This is a genomic window from Kribbella sp. NPDC051936, from assembly GCF_040680955.1.
Classification (GTDB): domain Bacteria; phylum Actinomycetota; class Actinomycetes; order Propionibacteriales; family Kribbellaceae; genus Kribbella.
In genome coordinates, this window is sequence record NZ_JBFAXS010000001.1 from 59,554 (window position 1) to 76,939 (window position 17,386).

A 17,386-nucleotide genomic window follows, 5' to 3' on the forward strand; every position below is an offset into this window, starting at 1 on the left:
AGGCGCGTTGCGCAGCCGTGACCCCGTGCACCTTGACAGTGTGAGAGCGCGCACATCGCTGGCCCGAGTGGGTACTGCGCGCAGCCGCGGTGCGCAAAAGGTCAGGGCCGGAGCAGCACCTTGATCGCGCGCCGCTCGTGCATCGCGGCGTACCCGTCGACGACGTCGCTCAGCGGGATCTGGGAGTCGAACACCTTCCCGGGGTCGATCTCACCGGCGAGTACGTCGGCCATCAGGTCCGGCAGGTACGCCCGGCACGGCGCGGCGCCGCCGTTCAGGCCGACGTTGCGACTGAACATCGTCCCGATCGGCACCTCGACGCCGTGCGGTACGCCGACGAAACCGACCGTGGCCCCGGCTCGCGCGACGTCGAAGGCGGTCGTCATCGACTGCTTCGTGCCGACACATTCCAGGACGGCGTCGGCGCCGACGCCCTTCGTCAGCTCGAGGACGGCGTCCCGGGCCGCGTCGCCGCGCTCGGAAATGATGTCCGTGGCACCGAATTCCTTCGCCAACTTCTGGCGCGGCTCATGCCGCGACAGGGCAACGACCCGCTCCGCGCCCATCCGCGAGGCCGCGAGGACCCCGCAGAGCCCGACCGCGCCGTCGCCCACGACCACGACCGTGTCACCAGCCTTCACCCGCGCCGACCGGGCCGCGTGCCATCCGGTGCCCATCACGTCGGACAGCGTCAGCAGCGACGGAACCAGCGAGTCGTCGGGCACCTCGGGCGTCGCGACCAGCGTGCCGTCGGCGTACGGGAGCTTCACGTACTCGCCCTGGCCGCCGTCGGCCTTGGCGCTGCCGTAACCGACCAGGTTCTGGCAGGCGGTCTGGTAGCCGGCCAGGCAGTGCGGACAGGTGCCGTCGCTGACCACGAACGGCGCCACCACGAAGTCGCCCGGCTTGACCGTGCGGACCTCGGACCCGATCTCCTCGACGATGCCGACGAACTCGTGCCCGATCGGCCGCGGCTCCTTGACCGGGTTCTCCCCGCGGTACGGCCACAGGTCGGACCCGCAGATGCACGAGGCAACAACCTTGACGACGGCATCGCCCGGCCCGTCGATCTTCGGATCCGGGCGATCTTCCAGCCGTACGTCGAATGCTCCGTGAATCACCGTGGCTCGCATGGAGCCCACAGTAGATCAGGCCGGAACGGGGACCTTCTCGACCCGCTTGGCACTCCAGGCCAGCCAGACGCAGGCAGCCGCGAGCAGTACGCCGTGACCGATCCGCAGCGCGGGCGGTCCGAAGAACTGCGGCAGGAACAGCCCGAACCCGGCCGCGAACAGGATCGCCGGCACCGTCTTCAGACGCACCGCGACCACGATCGCGCCCGCCGCCATGGTCAGCAGTCCGGCGCCGAACATCGTCATGGCGACGGGGTTGTAGCGCACGGACTCGGCCAGGTCGAGGATGTTCGGCTGGTTGGCCATCGCGTGCAGGCCGAAGTCCTCCGCCCCGTAGTACGGCAGCGTCAGACCGGCGCCGATCCAGAACACGATCGCCGCCGTGCGGTCGAGCTGCAGCAACGCGACCGCGACCAGGATGAACCCGAGCATCGCGCACAGGTGCGCGACGACCCAGGCGGTGGAGCCCATCGCGGCCGCGGCGCCGGACGTGGTCGTCTCGTCCTCCCATGGGCGAAGGGCGGGGTAGAGCAGGAACAGAACGCCTGCAACGGACAGTGGGATCCTCATGATTCGTTCCTCAGACTGGCGAGATACATCCGGACGATTTGGTCGTAGGTCTCGTCGAGTTCCTCGGGCAGGCCGAAGCCGCCTGCCGACTCGACGGACGCAAAGCCGTGGACGAGCACCCGCAGCCGCCGGGTCGCATGGACCGCGGCCGGGCCCTCGAGCCCGTAGCCGCGCAGCGTGGCGTACATGACGCCGACCAGCTTCGTGCCCGCAGCCTCCTGCACCGGATCGTGCAGCGGGTCCATCGGCATCGCGGCGTACCGCTTCGGATGCGCGGCGACGTAGGCGCGATAGGCGTGCATCAGTGCGGTGACCGCCTCGTCACCGCCCCTGCCCAGGACAGCGGCCGTGAACTGGTCGGTCATGTCCTCCAGCACCCGCACTCCGACGAGCGTCTTCAGCTCACCGAGGCTCGCCACGTGCTTGTACAGCGACGGTGTGGCGACCCCGCAGCCCTGCGCGACGGCGGCGAGCGTGAGGCCCTCCGGCCCGTGCTCGTCGACGACGCCCAGCGCCACCTCGACCACGGCAGCAGGCGTCAACGACCCTTTTATGACCATAGCCCATAGGCTAATGCCATTAGCCAGCCGTCGTCAACAGGGTCAGATCGTCACGTACCGTCCGCGGCGGTGGACCAGGGCGGGTACGTCGTCCGCGGCGAACTCCACGTGGGCGATCTCGAGCTGCACCTGCAGACCCCAGCCCACCTCGGGCGGGTCCTGGTGCACCAGCGTGCAGCCGGCCCAGGTGGTGACGCCGACCGGCGCGGGCCCCCAGGCGGTGTCCGTCCAGTCGGCCAGCCGGAACGGCCCGCCCGGCGCGGGGGCCACGAACCCGAAGGCGTCGGCCAGCTGGCGGTGCGGTTCGCCGAGCAGCGACACCACCGCGGTCCTTGCCTCGCGCAACGTTTCCCACAGGTCGGAGTCCGGGTCGAGCAGCCCGATCACGTACCCGGGCTCGCCGTCCGCGACCAGCATCGACGACACGGTGAGCCCGGCGCGCTTCCCGTCGTACGCCGTCGTCCACAGGCCGACCGGCGACGCCAGCCGCCCCCGCAACCGCCGTACCGGACTCCGCTCCGACTCGGGCGGCAGGAACGGGTGGTCACCGTGGATCGTCACGGAGCCACGGTAACGCGTTCTCCCAGGCCGAACCGGTCGATCGGGTGCAGGCTGAGGCCGCTGGATCCGTGGACGGTTCGGACCGTGCCGTTGTCGTCGAACTCGAAGCGGTAGGACTCGCCGTACGAGCCGTAGCCGTTGCCGCCGGTGACGCGGAGCGCGTCGCCGTCGGCCTCGAGCGGCTGCGGGTCGTCGGCCGGGTTCGCCTCGGACGGGTCGGTCGCGTAGAGCCTGCCGCCGATCAGCACGAAGTCGGTGACGCCCCACAGGTTCGCGAAGCGGCCGGTGAAGCGCTGCAGGTCGGCAGCGTCGCCGCGGTCCTTGGAGTCGGCGAGGTCGAGAAGCCGGAAGAGGCCCTCCGCCAGCTGCGCCGCGGGCCCGTCGATCGCGTTCGTCAGCACCGACACCACGATCCGCTGCTCGGGGTCGACGAGAGTCCTGGTGATGTGGCCCGGGTACCCGCCGCCGTGACCGAACACCTGCCGCTCGCCGACCTTCGTCACCGACAGACCGAGGCCGTACCGCGCCTTCTCGTCGGATCCCGTCGTCCACAACGGGTGCTGCATCTCACGCTTCGACTTGTCCGACAGCAGCCGGTCGTCGCCGGGCAGGTGCGCGGAGAAATAGGTCACCAGGTCCCGCGCGTTGCCGAAGAACCCGGTCGCCGAGGCCAGCGCCCGGGTGTCGACGTGCTCGATCGGGACGCGCTTGTCGGCGTACGACAGCGCGCTGTACCCGGCGGCGTACTCGGCCAGCCGGGACGGGTCCAGCTCCGGGCCGAGGCCCGCCAGCCCGAGCTTGTCGACGATCGCGGTCTGGACATACGAGTTGTACGACGTACCGCTCGCGGCCTCGATCACCAGCCCGAGCAGGCCGTAGCCGATGTTGGAGTACTTGAAGCGGTCGTTCTCCGGGATCACGGCCGACGACGCCTGCCGCAGTACGTCGAGCAACTGGTCGCGGTCCGGGAAGCTCCGGGACAGCTGCCACCAGTCTGCGTCCAGGCCGTCGCGCGTGACACCGCCCGCGTGCGCGAGCAGTTCCCGGACCGTCCGCTGGCCGAGCGGCGTACCGACGATCTCGGTCACGTGCTGCTCCGCCTTGTCGTCCAGCCGCAGCCGGCCTTGCTCGACCAGTTGCAGCACGGCCGTCCCGGTGAACGTCTTGGAGTGCGACGCGATCCGGAACAGGTGGTGCTCGGTCAGCGGTACGTCGTTCTCCACGTCGGCGAGACCGTACGCGCCGGAGAACGCGACGGCGTCTCCGGCGTACACCGCGACCTGGACCCCGGGGACCCGCTGGTAGTGCTGGTTGAACGCCAGCCAGCTGTCGTAGTAGGCGAGTACCTCGGTCAAGCTCTGGGTCACGGCGGTCTCCTGGACGGATCGGCGGATGGAGATCGGAACGGCAGTTCAGTCATACCTTCCGCCTCAGGGTCAGCTCAAAGACGCTTCAGCAGCAACTTGACCGCGAGTCCCGAGATGCGCTCACCCAACGTGGCGGCGTGACTGAATGACGCGGAACCGTCCCGCGACGTAGGCGCCGTCGGTGTAGGTCGCGTTCGCGGCCGGGTTCGCGCCGGTGCCGTGGAAGTCGCTGAAGGCGGCCGACTGGTTCACGAAGACCTGGCCGGTGAGGTTCTCCGAGAGGGCGACACCGGCGTCGAGCGCGGCCTCGCGGGCCTCCTCGAGCACCTTCTCGTCGGTCGAGTAGATCCCGGCCGTCATCGCGCCGTCCTCGGTGACGGTCGAGCGGAACACGTCGATCGACTGCGCGGTGTCGGCGGTCTTGACCAGGAAGGACACCGGGCCGAAGCACTCGCGGGAGTACACCTCGGCGTCCTTGGCGTCGATCGCGACGAGCAGCGGCGTCCGGACGACCGCGTCCGGGAAGGCCGGGTGCTCGATCGTGCGGGACGCCAGCACGACGTCGCCGTACTCGTCGGCGAGCTCGAGGCGGCTGATCACGGCCTGGTTCACGATGCCGCCGAGGATCTCGACCGCGCGGGCGTCGTCGCCGAGCAGCTTGGAGATCGCCGTCGCGATGCCGGCGCCGACCTCCTCGAAGGACTTGTGGCCCTCGTCGGTCTCGATCCCGCCGGCCGGGACGAACAGGTTCTGGGTGGTGGTGCACATCTGGCCGGAGTACAGGCTCAGGGTGAAGGCGAGGTTGTTGCAGAGCGCCTTGAAGGAGTCGGTGGAGTCGATGACGACCGCGTTCACACCGGCCTTCTCGGTGAACACCGTCGCCTGGGTCGCGTTCTGCTCCAGCCATTCGCCGAACTCGCTGCCGCCGGTGAAGTCGATCAGCTTCACCTCGGACCGGGTCGCCAGCGGCTTGGCCAGGCCGTCACCGGCTCGCTCGGCGGCCAGGGTGACCAGGTTCGGGTCGAAGCCGGCCTCGGCCAGCACCTCGCGGCACACGTCGACGGTGATCGCCAGCGGCAACACGGCCAGCGGGTGCGGCTTCACGACGACCGCGTTGCCGGTGACGAGGGACGCGAACAGACCCGGCCACGAGTTCCAGGTCGGGAACGTGTTGCAACCGATCACCAGCGCGACACCGCGGCCGGTGACCGTGAACGTCTTCTCCATCCGGATCGGGTTACCCTTGGCCGGCTTCTCCCAGGTCGCGGTGGCCGGGTAGCGGCTCATCTCCTCGTACGCATACGCGACCGCCTCCAGCGCGCGGTCAAGCGCGTGCGCGCCGCCGGCCTGGAACGCCATCACGAACGCCTGACCACTGGTGTGCTGCACCGCGTTGGCCAGCTCGAACACCCGCTTGTGCAGCCGGTCGAGAATCTCCAGCGTGACCCCGGTCCGCCCGTCGATCCCGGCCCGGCGCCAATCCGCGAGACCCTGCCGCGCCGCGGTCAGCAGCTCGTCCAGGCCGTCCTCGACCATCCGGGGGTACGAGACGTCCATGCTGATGCCGTACGGCGACTGCTCGGTCACGACCGTGCCGCGCGCGCCAGGGATGTCGAGCGCGTACGTCGTCCCCAGGTGGGCCTCGAAGGCCGCCTTGCCGTCGGCCGCCGCGGTCTCGCCGTACACGCGGGGGCTGGGCGACTCCGGGAACGCGGAGTGGTACCCGCGGTCGTGGATCGCCTTCAGCGCGCCGTTCAGGCGATCGCGGTGGGAAGAGAGCAGGTCGGTGGTCATGGCTGCGATGTTACAGTCGTTGACGCGATTCGGACACCGGTGTCACAAGGCTCTTCTCGATTGGGCGGCGTATGGACGACTTGGCGGCGCGCGTGGCCGCGGCGATGTGGGCGGAGGACACGGCCAGCGCCGGGTTGGGGATGCGCCTGGTCGCGGTCGGCGAGGGCACCGCGCGGCTCGAGATGACCGTCCGCGAGGACATGGTCAACGGGCACGGGATCGCGCATGGTGGATTCGTGTTCACGCTGGCCGACTCGGCGTTCGCGTTCGCCTGCAACTCCCGCAACCGGGTGACGGTCGCGCAGGCCTGCGACATCGTGTTCGTGGCCCCGGCCCGCCGCGGCGACCTGCTCGTCGCCGACGCCCGGGAGCGCACCGCGTTCGGCCGGAACGGGATCTACGACATCACCGTTACCCGCGGCGACGAGGTGATCGCCGAGTTCCGCGGCCGCAGCCGCCAACTGTCCGGAACGATCCTTTCGGAGGAAGCAGATGAGTCATGAGGCCTTTCTCGTCGACGGCGTCCGGACGCCGATCGGACGGTACGGCGGTGCGCTGTCGGCGGTCCGCCCCGACGACCTGGCGGCGCACGTGATCTCGTCGCTGCTGAACCGGACCGCGCTGGACCCGGCGCTGATCGACGACGTGATCCTCGGCTGTGCGAACCAGGCCGGCGAGGACAACCGCAACGTCGCGCGGATGGCGGTGCTGCTCGCCGGGCTGCCGGACTCGGTCCCGGGCACGACGATCAACCGGCTCTGCGGATCGGGCCTGGACGCGGTCGCGTACGCGGCCCGGTCGATCATTGCCGGGGACAACGACATCGTGGTGGCCGGCGGCGTGGAGTCGATGTCGCGGGCGCCGTTCGTGATGCCGAAGGCGACGACCGCGTTCTCGCGGCAGGCCGAGGTGTTCGACACCACGATCGGGTGGCGGTTCGTGAACCCGGCACTCAAGGCGCAGTACGGGATCGACTCGATGCCGGAGACGGCCGAGAACGTCGCGGCCGAGTTCGGGATCAGTCGTGAGGATCAGGATCTCTTCGCGCTGCGCTCGCAGCAGCGGGCCGCCAAGGCGCAGGCCAACGGGCGGCTCGCCGAGGAGATCGTCGCGGTTGACGTGCCGGGGAAGCGGGGTGCGGTGACTGTTGTCGATGTCGATGAGCATCCGCGGGAGACGTCGCTCGAAGCCCTGGCTGGTCTGAAGACTCCTTTCCGATCGCCTGGGACTGTGACGGCCGGGAACGCCTCCGGGGTGAACGACGGGGCGGCGGCTTTGCTGGTGATGAGCGAGGAGGCCGTGGAGGAGCACGGCGTCACGCCGATTGCCCGCGTGGTGGGAACGGCGGCGGCCGGCGTACCGCCTCGGATCATGGGGATCGGGCCGGCGCCCGCGACGCGGAAGGTGCTCGACCGCACCGGCGTCGCGCTGTCCGATGTCGAGGTGATCGAGCTGAACGAGGCCTTCGCGTCGCAGTCGCTCGCCGTACTGCGGGAGCTCGGCCTTCCCGACGACGCCGACCACGTCAACCCGAACGGCGGCGCCATCGCCCTGGGCCACCCGCTCGGGATGTCCGGGGCCCGCCTCGCCCTCACCGCGGCCCTGGAGCTTCGCCACCGCGACGCCCGGTACGCCCTGGCCACCATGTGCATCGGCGTCGGTCAGGGCATCGCGACCCTGCTCGCCCGTCCCTGAGGAGTCGTCATGCTGGGTGATGCCTGCCCGATGGAGTTGCGCGACGCCGGCGAACGGTTGTCGGTCGACGAACTGCGGTCCCGCCAGTTGTCGTTGCTGCAGGCAACCGTACGGCGGGCGTACGAGAACGTCCCGCACTATCGCGCGGCGTTGGACTCGGTCGGCTTCAAACCCGGTGACCTGCAGTCCTTGGAGGATCTGTCGCGCCTGCCGTTCACCGCGAAGAACGACCTGCGGGACAACTACCCGTTCGGAATGTTCGCGGTGCCCCGGACCGAGGTGGTCCGGGTCCATGCGTCGTCGGGCACGACCGGGCGGCCGACGGTGGTCGGGTACACGCGGCGGGACCTGGACAACTGGGCCGATCTGATGGCGCGCTCGATTCGCGCCGCCGGCGGGCGCGCGGGGGATGTCTGTCACGTCGCCTACGGGTACGGGCTGTTCACCGGTGGGCTGGGCGCGCACTACGGGGCCGAGCGACTCGGCTGCACTGTCGTACCGGTCTCCGGCGGGATGACCGAGCGGCAGGTCGACCTGATCCGGGACTTCGGGGCGCGGATCATCATGGTCACGCCGTCGTACTTCCTCTCGATCGTCGACGAGATGACCGAGCGCGGCCTCGATCCGCGCGACACGTCGCTGCGGATCGGGATCTTCGGCGCGGAGCCGTGGACCGAGCAGATGCGGCAGGAGGTCGAGGAGCGCACCGGGATTCACGCGGTCGACATCTACGGCCTGTCCGAGGTGATGGGGCCGGGGGTCGCGCAGGAATGCGTCGAGACCAAGGACGGCCTGCACATCTGGGAGGACCACTTCTACCCGGAGATCATCGACCCGGTCACCGGCGAGGTGCTCCCGGACGGCTCCGAGGGCGAACTGGTCTTCACCACGCTCACCAAGGAGGCCTTCCCGGTCCTGCGATACCGCACCCGCGACCTCACCCGGCTGCTCCCCGGCACCGCGCGCCCCGGGCTGCGCCGGATGGAGAAGATCACCGGCCGTACCGACGACATGATGATCGTCCGCGGCGTGAACGTCTTCCCCACCCAGATCGAGGAACAGATCCTCCTGGTCGAAGGCCTCACCCCGCACTACCTCTGCGTCCTGACCCGCCCGCACCGCCTCGACGAACTGACGGTCCAGGTGGAAGCGGCCCCCGACCTCACCGACCACACCACCGCCGCCGCAACCCTGTCCCGCCGCATCAAGGACCGAGTAGGCATCTCCGCCACCGTCGAGGTCGTCGCCCCCCACGCCCTCGAACGCTCCCTGGGCAAGGCAAAACGCATCCGGGACGACCGCCGCTAGCAGCTGGTCGGCCGAGCATGCCCCCGCAAGCCGACCTTGAGCCCCCACCGACCATTCCGGGCCGCCGTAAATGGTTGGTCGGTGCACAAAGTCCAGCGGTACGGTGCGCGCATATGACACAAGTACAACGGCCGCCGCTGACCGCGGACGAGCGCACACAGCTGATCGGATGGCTCGACCTGCAACGGTCCTTCGTCCGGATGAAATGCACCGGGCTCAGCGAGGAAGATGCCCACCGCAAGGTCCTGCCGTCCTCGCCGCTGATGACACCGGCCGGACTCGTCGCGCACCTGCGCTGGGTCGAGTACACCTGGTTCCAGATGGGGATCGCCGGCGTCCCGGACACCGGCCAGACGCCGTGGACCGAGGACGGACACGTCGACGCGGAGATGTTCGTCGACGACGTGCCGATCGCGCAGTTGCTGGACGAGTACGACGAGGAGTGCCGTCGCTCGAACGCCACCATCGCCGACCTCTCCCTCGACGTCGTCGAGCGCGGGCGCCCCGCGGAGGAGGCCGCCTCGCTGCGGTTCGCGCTGTGCCACATGATCGAGGAAACCGCGCGGCACGTCGGCCACCTGGACATCATCCGGGAGCTGATCGACGGCGTGAAGGGCTACACCGAACCGGAGTGACGCAACCCGGTTACGGCCGCGCCGAGGGGTGGATAGGATGTCCGGCATCTGGCACGGGGTAGCGACAAGAGGTGTGATGAGGGAACCCTCCGTACGCCGTTATTCCGGGCGGTCAGTCGAGGAGTGGAAGGCCGCGCGCCGGGAACGGCTACTGGCCGCCGCGCTCGAACTCTTCGGGACCGAAGGATATCCGGCGACATCCGTGGAACGCCTGTGTACACAGGCGAAAGTGTCCACCCGGCACTTCTACCACGAGTTCCAGAACAAGGAAGCCGTGCTGCTCGCGGTGCACGCGCAGGTGATCGAGCTGGCGGTCCGGAGCACCGGCGACGCGCTCCGCCGGACAGCCGACCGGCCGGTCCGGGAGCGGATCACCGCGGCCGTCGACTCGTACCTGCGGACCATCATGACCGACCTCCGGCGGGCCCGGATCTCGTTCGTCGAGGTGGTCGGCGCCAGCCCCGCGGTCGAGGAGCAGCGGATCGCGTTCCGCGACCTGCTGATCAGGAACGTCCGGGACCTCGGCGACACCGCGGTCGAGCGCGGCGAGATCAAGCGCAAGGATTTCCGGTTCCTCGCATTGGCGTTCTTCGGCGCGGTCAACGCGGTCGTCCACGACTGGATGCTCACCGAGCCCCGGCCGCCGGAGCAGAAGGTCCAGAACTCCCTTCGCGACCTGGCTGTGGAGCTGATTACGGCCTAGGTCCTGTCTGGTTGTCCAGACAGGGCCTAATCCGTGGCGTAGCGCTTGCGGAGTTCGGCGACCGCGTCGACGCGGGTCAGCGCGGCGCCTTCGTCGTACGCCGTCTCGTACGCTTCGTTGCCCAGGGCATCACGCAGGCCGTCGATGAGACGCTGGACGTCGGCGTCGGGGATCGCCCGGGTGCCCTTGATCGCGGCCGCGAGACCGAGCGTGCGCGCGGCGGCCGCCAGCTCGGCGGCCCGCGTCCCGGCGGCCAGCACCAACGAGTCGACCGACGTCTCGACAACGGCGGCCGCGACCGGCATGTCCTCCGTGCCGAGCGCGAGCTGGACCGCCTCACGGGCGCAGCGTTGCGCCTGCTCGACGTCGCCGGTCGACGCGTAGATCCGGCTCAGCTGCGAGAGCAGAGCGGCCTGACCGTGCGGTGCGATCCGCTCTGCCGCGGCGTCGAGCATCGAGTAGCCGCGCTCCGCGAGCTCCTTCGCCTCGTCGAAGCGGCCGGTGCGGTGCGCGAGTCGCGCGAGTCCCATCAGCGCCATCGCCTGGCTGCCGCGCGAGCCGGTCTCCTCGGACAGCCGCATCGCGCGCTCCAGATCGGCCCGGGCGCCGTCGTGGTCGCTCAGCTCGATCCGGCTCATTGCGCTACTGCCGAGCAGTTGGGCAACGCCTTCCGTCGTACCGAGCTCCTCGACGAGCCGCAGCGCCTCGGTCAGCGACTCCAGCGCCTCGGCGTGCTCCCCGTGGCCGGCCTGGTAGCCCGCGAGGCCGCGCAGCGCCATCGACATACCGAACCGGTCGCCGAGCTCGCGGAAGCCGTCGAGCGCGACGGTCAGGTTGACCGCCATCTCCTCGATCTCGCCTTCGTTCTCACGGAACATCGCGCCGCACATCACGCCCATGTTCCGGATCCAGGGATCCGGGTGCCGGCCGGCGGCCTCGAGCTCGGCGAAGCAGGTCGCCTTGTCGCGCCGGATCGCCGCCCACACCGCATTCGTGAACAGGCCGATCCCGGAGTCGACGAGCATCCGGTGCCGGCGCGTCATCCAGCGGACCGTCGCGAGTCCGCGGATCATCTGCTGGAAGGACGCGGCCGGGTCCTCCTCGGTGGACATCCGGCCGAGCGCGAGCAGGTACAGCGCCTCGGCCTTGTCCAGCGGAACGGTGGGGCCGGGGACAGCGAGGGCGGCCTGCATCCAGCTCACCGCTTCGGCGGGGCGACCGCTCATCGTCCAGTACTCACCGAGCACGGCGACCATCTGGACGGCGACCCGTGCCGACCCGGCGTCGATCGCCGTCCGCAGGGCGTCGAGCAGGTTCTCGTTGTCGGCGGTCAGGCGGGCGATCCACTCGATCTGCTCACCGGTGCGCAGCTTCGGTCGCGCCTTGCGCAGCATGCGGCTGAAGTAGGTCCGGTGCGCTTGCCGGAAACGCTCGTACTCGCCGGAGGCCCTCAGCTGCTCGGCGCCGTACGCACGGACCGTCTCCAGCATCCGATAGCGCACGGACCGCTCGTCCGCGGCCGCCTCGACCAGTGACTTGTCCACCAGGGACGCGAGAACCCCGAGCACGGACTCGGAGGGGATGCTCTCGTCGCTGCAGATCTGCTCCGCGGCCTCGAGCGTCGCCCCACCCGAGAACAGTGAGAGTCGCCGGGCGACCGCCTGCTCGTCCGGGTCCAGCAGGTCCCAGCTCCACTCCACCACCGCGCGCAGGGTCTGGTGGCGCGGCAGCGCGGTCCGAGAGCCACTGGTCAACAGCCGGAACCGGTCCGCGAGCCGGTCCACGATCTGCGGCGGGGTCAGCGCCCGCAGCCGGGCCGCCGCGAGCTCGATCGCCAGCGGCATACCGTCCAGCCGTCGGCAGATCTCCGCGACCGCCTCCCGGTTGGCGTCGGTCAGCTGGAAGTCAGGACGTACGGCGCGGGCGCGGTCGACGAAGAGCTGCACGGCCGGGTACGCGTCGGTGGCCGCGTGCTCCGGGGGCATCCCGAGGGGACCGACCGGATGCAGGTGCTCGCCGGGGATGCTCAGCGGCTCACGGCTCGTGGTCAGCACCCGCAGCCGCGGGCAGGACGCGAGGAGCGAGTCGACAAGTCCGGCGACCTCTTGGACCAGGTGCTCGCAGTTGTCGAAGACAAGCAGGATGCGCCGGTCACCGATGACCTCGACGAGTCGCAGGGTCGCTGCGCGGCTGGTCGGGATGTGCTTGGGCGCAAGGCGCGCCGGTGCAATGTCGACGTACTCGCTGGCACCCAGCGTGGACAGGACGGTGGGCGCTACATCGGCCGCGTCGCCGAGCGGCGCGAGCTCTACGAACCAGATGCCGTCGCCGGACTGGCCCACCAGCGAGCGCCCGGTCTCGGTGGCCAGTCGGGTCTTTCCGGCGCCACCCGGTCCGACCATGGTCACCAAGCGGGTCCCGTTGCTCAGCAGGCGCGTCAGCTCGGCCACGTCCTCCCGGCGGCCGACAAAGCTGGTCAACGGAGCACGCAGGTTGCTGCGGGGCGCTACTGGCGCTGGCACGGCGGCGGTCTTCGCAGCCGGGTCTACTGCGTCGCCACGCAGCACAGAGACGTGGAGGTCGCGCAGACGGGTGCCGGGGTCAGCGCCCAGCTCGTCGGCCAGCGTGGTGCGAATACGTTCGTACGCCGCGAGGGCCTCCGCCTGGCGACCGTCGGCGTACAAGGCGCGGATCAGAAGCTCGTGGATGCGCTCGCGGAGTGGATGGGTGACAGCCAGATGCTCCAGGTCGCTGGTCAGGTCGCGGGCATGGCCGGAGCTCACCGCAGCCTCGGCCAGGTCCTCCGACGCGGCCAGGCGCAGCTCCGCGAGCCGGTCCGCCTCGACCGCGGCGAACGGCAGGTCGCGCAGGTCGGTCAAGGCCTCGCCGCGCCACAGCTTCCCGGCCTGGGTGAGGAGCGCGTGCGCCTGCTCCGGGTCGGACGTGAGCAGCGCGCGCCCTCGCCGTACCAGCTCTTCGAACTGGAGGGCGTCGACGCAGTCCGGCCCCAGCGTCAGGGTGTAGCCGGCCGGGCCGGACTGGACGGAGACGCTCGACTCGGTGGCCGGCAGACTCGCCCGCAGGCGCGACACGAGGGACTGCAGCGCGTTCGCGCTCGGGGCCTCACTGCCCCACAGCCCGTCGACCAGGGTCTCGACGCTCACCGGCCGTCCGGCGCTCAACGCCAGCCGCGCGAGCAGCCCGCGCAGGCGGACGCCGCGGATGTCGAGCGGAGTCCCGTCGGCCGCCCACATCGCGAGAGGCCCAAGCACCGCTATGCGCACCCCACCAGCCTCGCACATCCTCCCGACCAAACACCCGTGCCTTTTGTCATCCCGGAGCCTAAGGTCGGGGTTCGTGACTGAAATCGCCGCGCAGACCCAGGTCGCGCTCTCTCGTATCGTCGCCGAACGTCAAGCCAAGGGCCGGGTGCCCGGTGTGGTGGGCGCCGTCGCCCGCGCCGGGACGCTGGCCTGGTCGACCGGAGCCGGGTCGGCCGACCTGGACAATCCGGGCGTCCCGCCGACCGCGGACACGCAGTTCCTGATCGCGTCGCAGAGCAAGACGCTGACCGCGGTGGCGATCATGGCGCTGCGCGACGAGGGCAAGCTCAGCCTCGACGACACGATCGAGAAGCTGATCCCCGACAGCACGCACGAGGGCATCACCGTGCGGCAGATGCTCAGCCACGCCAGCGGCATGCAGCGCGAGCCGGTCGGCGACGTGTGGGACCTGATGAAGTTCCCGTCCCGCGAGGAACTCGTGCCGGGCTGGAACGCGGCGGAGCGGATCGGCAAGCCGCACCACCGCTTCCACTACTCCAACCTGGTGTTCTCGCTGCTCGGCGAGATCGTCGCGCGGCTCGACGGCCGGTCCTGGTACGACGCGGTCAAGGCGCGGATCCTGGACCCGCTGGAGATGCGCCGGACCACTGTCGGGATGGACGGCGGGCCGGCGCAGACCGGGTACTACGTGCCGCCGTGGTCCGACGTACCGGTCCGCGAGCCGTTGCTGGACATCGGCGCGATGGACGCCTGCGGCGGGCTCGCGTCGACCGCCGAGGACCTGGCGAAATGGGCCATGTTCGTCGCGAACCCGGTCGACGAGGTGCTGTCGAAGGACACCCTGGACGAGATGTGCCACGTGCAGATCATGGCCGACGTCGACCGCTGGCAGCTCGCCTTCGGGCTCGGGTTCATGCTGCTGCGCCGCGGCGACCGGCTGTTCGTCGGCCACGACGGCGGGATGCCCGGCCACATCACGTCGACCTTCGTCGACCGCTCGTCCGGTACGGCGGGAATCGCGCTCTTCGGGTCCACGTCGTCGCCGGCGCCGAGCGCGCTGGCCACCGACCTGGTCATCAAGGTCCTGGAGGACGACCCGCTGCCGCCGGAGGCCTGGATCCCCGGCACCTCGGTCCCCGACGAACTGTCCGGCGTCCTCGGCACCTGGTTCTCCGAGGGCTCGCCGTTCGTGTTCTCGGTGAAGCAGGGCGTCCTGGAGGCGAAATCCCCGGCCGCCGCCGAGTACCAGTCCCCCGCCGTCTTCGAGCGTCTGTCCGAGGACGTCTACCGCACCGTCTCCGGGCGCGAGACCGGCGAGCTGCTACGGATCACCCGCGACCCGGCCGGCCATCCCACAAAGTTGCACTGGGCAACCTATCTCTGCACCCGGGAGCCGTTGTCCTTCGGCGAACTCAGCGGCGTCTAGACCACGCAGAAGTCGTTGCCTTCAGGGTCTGCCATCCACAGGTGGTCGAGCTCGGTGGAGTTGTCCATCAGGACTTCCCGGACCACGGTGGCGCCGGCTTTGGTGAGGGTTTCGGCGGTGGCGCGGATGCGTTGCTCGCGGAGGTGTTGCGGTTCCGCGCGGCCGCCGGCCACCTGGAGGTCGAGGTGCAGGCGGTTCTTGACCGTGCGCGGCTCGGGGACCTTGAGGAAGGAGATGGACGGCAGCACACCCTCGGGATCGGAGATCGAGGCGCCGTCGCCCCACTCCTCCTCGGGGACCTCCAGGTCGGTCAGCCAGGCTTCCCAGGTGTCCCAGCCCGGCGGCGGATCGGACTCCGTGTAGCCGAGCGCCGTACACCAGAAGCGCGCGACCAGCGCCGGATCGGCACAGTCGATGGTGAGCGTCCAGTTGGTCGTCATACCGACCACTCTGGCGCTCACCACCGACAGATTCGCTGCTGTCAGGTACGGCGGCGGTAGGCGCGGATCGCCAGCGGGGCGAAGACCGCGACCAGGCCGACCATCCAGGCCAGCGTGATCAGCAGCGGCTTCTCGATCGGGCCGCCGAGCATCAGGCCGCGCATCGTGTCGACCAGGTACTTGACCGGGTTGACCTTCACGAACGCCTGCAGGAAGCCGGGCAGCGTGTCGGTCTGGACGAACACGTTGCTGCCGAAGGTGAGCGGGAACATCACCAGGAACGCGACGCCCTGCACGCCCTGGGCGGTCTTCAGCGACAGCCCGAGCCAGACCCAGATCCAGCACATCGACAGCGCGAACGCCAGGACGACCACCAGCGCGAGGACGCCGTACCCGACGCCGTTCTGGAACCGGAAGCCGAGCGCGAACCCGGTCCCCATCAGGATCACGATCGACAACGTGTACCGGACCGCGTCGCCGAGCACCGCGCCGACCAGCGGCGCCACGCGGGCGATCGGCAGCGACCGGAACCGGTCGAACACGCCCTTCGCGAAGTCGTCGTTCAGCGCGACCCCGGTGCCCATCGTGGAGAACACGACCGTCTGCACCAGCAGACCGGGTAGCAGGAACGGCAGGTAGTCACGCCAGCCGGCGCCCTGCGCGATCGCCCCGCCGAACACGAACAGGAACAGCACCAGGAAGATGATCGGCTGGAACGTCACGTCCGCCAGCGCTTCCGGGTTCTGCCGGATCCGTACGACGTTCCGCCAGGCCAGCGTCAGGCTCTGCTGCACCCACGCCAGCGGATTGGCGCGCCTGGCGACGTGCGCCGGCTCGAGTGTTGCGGTGGTCATCGGCCCACTCCTTCCAGGATCTTCTGCTCTTCGGCGGTGTGACCGGTCAGCGCCAGGAACACCTCGTCCAGGCTGGGCAGCCGCAGCGACAGCTCGGTCACCGCGATCCCCGCCTCGTCCAGCCGCCGTACGACGACGGGCATCGACGAGCCGTCCGTCACCGGCACGCTCACCAGCGCGTTGACGACGTCGACTGAGGGCCGGGTACCGACCGACTCGGCGACGATGGCCGCGACCCGCTCGAGGTGCGCGGGCTCCGCCGGACGGACGTCCAGCGACTGTTTGCCCGCCTGCGCCTTCAGCTCGGCCGGCCGCCCGTTCGCGACCACGGCGCCCTTGTCGAACACCACGATCGAGTCGGCCAGCGCGTCGGCCTCTTCCAGGTACTGCGTGGTGAGCAGGACCGTGGTCCCGTCGAGGACCAGGTTGCGCACCGTCTCCCAGACGCCGTTGCGGGCGTGCGGGTCCAGACCGGTCGTGGGCTCGTCGAGGTACAGGATGCTCGGGTTGCCGACCAGGCTCGCGGCCAGGTCGAGCCGGCGGCGCATACCGCCGGAGTACGTCTTCGCGATCCGGTCACCGGCGTCGGTCAGCTCGAACCGCTCCAGCAGCTCGTCCGCCTTGGCGCGGGCCTGCGGCCGCGAGTACCCGAGCAGCCGGCCGATCATGATCAGGTTCCGGCGGCCGGACATGTCCTCGTCGACCGAGGCGTACTGCCCGGTCAGGCCGATGATGCTGCGGACCTTGCCGGCGTCCCGGACGACGTCGTACCCGCCGACCGTGGCATGACCGCCGTCCGGCCGGAGCAGCGTGCCGAGAATGCGGACCGCGGTCGTCTTGCCGGCGCCGTTCGGGCCGAGGACCCCGAGAACGGTGCCGGTCGGCACGCTCAGGTCGACGCCGGCAAGCGCGGTCGTAGTGCCATATTTCTTGACCAAGCCGACCGCCTCGATGGCGACCTGGTTCGTTGTGGTCATCGGTTCCTCCCAGTTGACTCACTTCACTGGGATCACCGTGCCGCGGTGCTCTGGCACCGGCCTGGCACTCCGCTGTCAG

16 protein-coding genes are annotated in these 17,386 nt (G+C 70.0%); 6 read left to right on the top strand and 10 right to left on the bottom strand.

The genetic code is table 11. The annotated features are described in order from the left end of the window. Positions 1 to 101 precede the first annotated feature (101 nt). The 6 genes from AB0L64_RS00270 to paaN all read right to left on the bottom strand — a co-directional run bounded on the left by AB0L64_RS00270 (position 102) and on the right by paaN (position 5,985). Positions 102 to 1,133 carry a zinc-dependent alcohol dehydrogenase family protein gene (locus AB0L64_RS00270; protein WP_359935755.1) on the bottom strand — a complete coding sequence of 344 codons (1,032 nt, stop codon included), beginning with the start codon at positions 1,131 to 1,133 and terminating at the stop codon, positions 102 to 104. Positions 1,134 to 1,148: 15 nt separating this feature from the next. Then, a complete protein-coding gene (locus AB0L64_RS00275; RefSeq protein WP_363706147.1) occupies positions 1,149 to 1,703 on the bottom strand; it encodes a hypothetical protein in 555 nt (184 codons plus the stop codon). Continuing rightward, a complete protein-coding gene (locus tag AB0L64_RS00280; protein ID WP_363706149.1) occupies positions 1,700 to 2,263 on the bottom strand; it encodes a WHG domain-containing protein in 564 nt (187 codons plus the stop codon). Before AB0L64_RS00280 ends, AB0L64_RS00275 begins: the two co-directional genes overlap by 4 nt. A 42-nt stretch (positions 2,264 to 2,305) precedes the next feature. Then, positions 2,306 to 2,824 (bottom strand): flavin reductase family protein, encoded by a 519-nt coding sequence (locus AB0L64_RS00285; RefSeq protein ID WP_363706151.1) that lies wholly within the window; start codon positions 2,822 to 2,824, stop codon positions 2,306 to 2,308. Beyond that, positions 2,821 to 4,191, bottom strand: coding sequence for a serine hydrolase domain-containing protein (locus AB0L64_RS00290; protein ID WP_363706153.1), 1,371 nt, complete (start codon positions 4,189 to 4,191; stop codon positions 2,821 to 2,823). Before AB0L64_RS00290 ends, AB0L64_RS00285 begins: the two co-directional genes overlap by 4 nt. A 120-nt stretch (positions 4,192 to 4,311) precedes the next feature. Beyond that, positions 4,312 to 5,985 (bottom strand): phenylacetic acid degradation protein PaaN, encoded by a 1,674-nt coding sequence (paaN, locus tag AB0L64_RS00295; RefSeq protein ID WP_363706155.1) that lies wholly within the window; start codon positions 5,983 to 5,985, stop codon positions 4,312 to 4,314. 71 nt (positions 5,986 to 6,056) lie between these two features. On the opposite strand from paaN, the gene paaI reads away from it, so the two are divergent. The 5 genes from paaI (at position 6,057) to AB0L64_RS00320 (ending at position 10,326) form a co-directional block, all read left to right on the top strand. Next, a complete protein-coding gene (gene paaI, locus AB0L64_RS00300; protein ID WP_363706157.1) occupies positions 6,057 to 6,488 on the top strand; it encodes a hydroxyphenylacetyl-CoA thioesterase PaaI in 432 nt (143 codons plus the stop codon). Then, positions 6,478 to 7,680 carry a 3-oxoadipyl-CoA thiolase gene (pcaF, locus tag AB0L64_RS00305; RefSeq protein WP_363706159.1) on the top strand — a complete coding sequence of 401 codons (1,203 nt, stop codon included), beginning with the start codon at positions 6,478 to 6,480 and terminating at the stop codon, positions 7,678 to 7,680. The genes paaI and pcaF overlap by 11 nt, the downstream gene beginning before the upstream one ends. A 9-nt stretch (positions 7,681 to 7,689) precedes the next feature. Further along, the gene (gene paaK, locus AB0L64_RS00310) at positions 7,690 to 8,988 is read left to right on the top strand and encodes a phenylacetate--CoA ligase PaaK (RefSeq protein WP_363706162.1); all 1,299 of its coding nucleotides are present in this window, start codon (positions 7,690 to 7,692) and stop codon (positions 8,986 to 8,988) included. Between the two features lie 113 nt (positions 8,989 to 9,101). Continuing rightward, on the top strand, positions 9,102 to 9,623 hold the full coding sequence (locus tag AB0L64_RS00315; RefSeq protein ID WP_363706164.1) for a DinB family protein: 522 nt from the start codon (positions 9,102 to 9,104) through the stop codon (positions 9,621 to 9,623). 76 nt (positions 9,624 to 9,699) lie between these two features. Continuing rightward, the gene (locus AB0L64_RS00320) at positions 9,700 to 10,326 is read left to right on the top strand and encodes a TetR/AcrR family transcriptional regulator (protein WP_363706166.1); all 627 of its coding nucleotides are present in this window, start codon (positions 9,700 to 9,702) and stop codon (positions 10,324 to 10,326) included. Between the two features lie 26 nt (positions 10,327 to 10,352). Here the strand turns inward: AB0L64_RS00320 and AB0L64_RS00325 are convergent, their stop codons facing one another. After that, the gene (locus AB0L64_RS00325) at positions 10,353 to 13,598 is read right to left on the bottom strand and encodes a BTAD domain-containing putative transcriptional regulator (RefSeq protein WP_363706168.1); all 3,246 of its coding nucleotides are present in this window, start codon (positions 13,596 to 13,598) and stop codon (positions 10,353 to 10,355) included. A gap of 85 nt (positions 13,599 to 13,683) precedes the next feature. Between AB0L64_RS00325 and AB0L64_RS00330 the strand changes: the two genes are divergently transcribed. Beyond that, positions 13,684 to 15,036, top strand: a complete 1,353-nt coding sequence (locus AB0L64_RS00330; RefSeq protein ID WP_363706170.1) for a serine hydrolase domain-containing protein — start codon at positions 13,684 to 13,686, stop codon at positions 15,034 to 15,036. Here AB0L64_RS00330 and AB0L64_RS00335 read toward each other — a convergent pair. From AB0L64_RS00335 to AB0L64_RS00345, 3 genes are read right to left on the bottom strand one after another with little or no spacing between them, the layout of a single operon-like run. Beyond that, on the bottom strand, positions 15,033 to 15,476 hold the full coding sequence (locus tag AB0L64_RS00335) for a VOC family protein (protein ID WP_363706172.1): 444 nt from the start codon (positions 15,474 to 15,476) through the stop codon (positions 15,033 to 15,035). The two genes, AB0L64_RS00330 and AB0L64_RS00335, sit on opposite strands and share 4 nt — an antisense overlap. A 41-nt stretch (positions 15,477 to 15,517) precedes the next feature. Beyond that, positions 15,518 to 16,330, bottom strand: coding sequence for an ABC transporter permease (locus AB0L64_RS00340; RefSeq protein WP_363706174.1), 813 nt, complete (start codon positions 16,328 to 16,330; stop codon positions 15,518 to 15,520). Beyond that, a complete protein-coding gene (locus tag AB0L64_RS00345; protein WP_363706176.1) occupies positions 16,327 to 17,307 on the bottom strand; it encodes an ATP-binding cassette domain-containing protein in 981 nt (326 codons plus the stop codon). The genes AB0L64_RS00340 and AB0L64_RS00345 overlap by 4 nt, the downstream gene beginning before the upstream one ends. Positions 17,308 to 17,386 lie beyond the last annotated feature (79 nt).